The sequence below is a fragment of the Dietzia sp. B44 genome (assembly GCF_014145245.1).
Taxonomy (GTDB): Bacteria; Actinomycetota; Actinomycetes; order Mycobacteriales; family Mycobacteriaceae; genus Dietzia; species Dietzia natronolimnaea.
This window is the reverse complement of record NZ_JAALEF010000481.1, coordinates 1-2,143: the sequence shown is the minus strand read 5'-3', so window position 1 is coordinate 2,143 and position 2,143 is coordinate 1. Positions and strand designations below refer to the sequence as shown.

At 70.7% G+C, this 2,143-nt stretch carries 2 protein-coding genes and 1 pseudogene; all 3 read left to right on the top strand.

What is annotated here, in order from left to right; genetic code table 11:
• Positions 1 to 249 (top strand): annotated as a pseudogene (locus G6017_RS16960) (ACP S-malonyltransferase); the annotation flags it as partial.
• 104 nt (positions 250 to 353) lie between these two features.
• Positions 354 to 605, top strand: coding sequence for a meromycolate extension acyl carrier protein AcpM (gene acpM / locus G6017_RS14475; RefSeq protein WP_095719155.1), 252 nt, complete (start codon positions 354 to 356; stop codon positions 603 to 605).
• 258 nt (positions 606 to 863) lie between these two features.
• A partial coding sequence (locus tag G6017_RS14470; protein WP_182617985.1) for an acyl-CoA carboxylase subunit beta occupies positions 864 to 2,143 on the top strand: 1,280 nt, incomplete at its 3' end.

The window sequence follows — 2,143 nt, the reverse complement described above, 5'->3', positions numbered from 1 at the left end:
ATGGTCGTCACCTCGGGCAGGGACGCCGTGGACCGCGTGATCTCGCAGATCACCCATCCGGTCCGCTGGGACCTGTGCACGCAGACCATGCTCAAGCTCGGCGTGGACGCGTTCGTCGAGCTCCCCCCGTCCGGGGCGCTCGTCGGCCTGGCCAAGCGCATGATGCGCGAGGTGCCCCGGCACGGCGTCACCACGCCCGAGGACCTGGAGGACGCGCTCGACGCCGTCCCCGCACTCAGCGGCGCGTAGACCACCCCCACGAACCCGCGGTCGCCGGCCTCGCCCGGCGGTCGCGTCATGACGACCCCGCCGTGCCCGACCGGGCGCGACGACACCACCAGAAAGGACACCACATGGCACGCACCGAGGCCGAGATCATCTCCGGACTTGCGGAGATCGTCGAGGAGGTCACCGGAATCGAGCCTTCCGAGGTGACCCCGGAGAAGTCCTTCGTGGACGATCTGGACATCGATTCGCTCTCCATGGTGGAGATCGCGGTCCAGACGGAGGACCGCTACGGGGTGGAGATCCCGGACGAGGACCTCGCCAAGTTGCGTACTGTGCAGGATGCGGTCGACTACATCCAGAAGATCGACCAGAGCTGACACCACGTCCCGGAGCACGGGGCGGGGACGCGTTCAGGGCCGAAGGTGCGGTCGGTGCACCAGACGAGCCCGCGTCTCCACCCCACGTCCGGGACCCGACACACGAGAGCACCCCGCGTCACGCGGGGTGACGGGCGGAAGGCGTGATCAGGGACGGGGGTCCCGGATCGCTCGCCTCTCCCACACCAGCCAGTCCGGGGGTCCATAAGGAGCGCACCCTCCCATCCGGGAGGTGCGCCGCGGAAAGGACTGCATTCGATGACCATCACGAGCACCGTGGACCAGAACACCCAGATCGACCCGCGCGACCCCGTCGCCCGGCTCGAGAACCTCTTCGATCCGGCATCACTGGAGTTCCTCACGGAACCCGACGCGTCGGGCGCGCTCGCCGCGCGGGGCCTGATCGACGGCGAACCCACGATCGCCTATGCCACCGACGCCACCGTCATGGGTGGCGCGATGGGCCTGGACGGGTGCCGTCACATCGTCCACGCGATCGACACCGCCATCGACGAGCACCTGCCCGTCGTGGGCGTGTGGCACTCGGGAGGGGCACGACTCGCCGAGGGCGTCGAGGCGCTGCACGCGGTCGGCCTGGTCTTCGAGGCCATGGTCCGCGCCTCGGGCCACGTGCCGCAGATCTCGGTCGTGCTCGGGCCCGCCGCCGGCGGTGCCGCGTACGGCCCCGCGCTCACGGACGTCGTGATCATGGCGCCGGCGGGCAAGATCTTCGTCACCGGACCCGACGTGGTCCGCTCCGTCACCGGGGAACAGGTGGACATGGAGGGCCTCGGCGGCCAGGACGTCCACCACCGCAAGTCCGGCGTGTGTCACATCGCCGCCGCTGACGAGCGGGACGCTCTGCACCGCGCGCGGCGGCTGGTGAACCTCCTGTCCGCGCAGGGTGAGTTCGATCTGCGGGCGCTCGAGGGCGACCACACGGATCTGGCGGGGTTGCTCCCGGAGTCACCCAAGCGGGCCTACGACGTGCGTCCCCTCGTCCACGGCATCCTCGACTCGTCCGAGCTGGACGGGAGCACGACCTTCGAGGAGCTCCAGGCCAAGTGGGCGCCCAGCATCGTGGTGGGCTTCGGCAGGATGTCGGGCCGCACGGTCGGCGTGATCGCCAACAACCCGCTCCGCCTGGGGGGTTGCCTCAACTCCGAGTCGGCCGAGAAGGCCTCCCGGTTCGTCCGCCTGTGCAACGCGTTCGGCGTACCGCTGCTCGTCGTGGTCGACGTCCCCGGTTACCTCCCCGGGGTCTCCCAGGAGTGGGAGGGCGTCGTCCGGCGTGGCGCCAAACTGCTGCACGCCTTCGCGGAGGCGTCCGTCGCCCGCGTCACGCTGGTCACCCGCAAGATCTACGGCGGCGCCTACATCGCCATGAACTCGCGCGCGCTGGGCGCCTCCGCCGTGTTCGCGTGGCCCGACGCGGAGGTGGCCGTGATGGGCGCCAAGGCGGCGGTGGGCATCCTGCACAAGCGCACGCTCGCAGCGGCGCCGGAGGACGAGCGCGAGGCCCTGCACGAGCGGCTGGC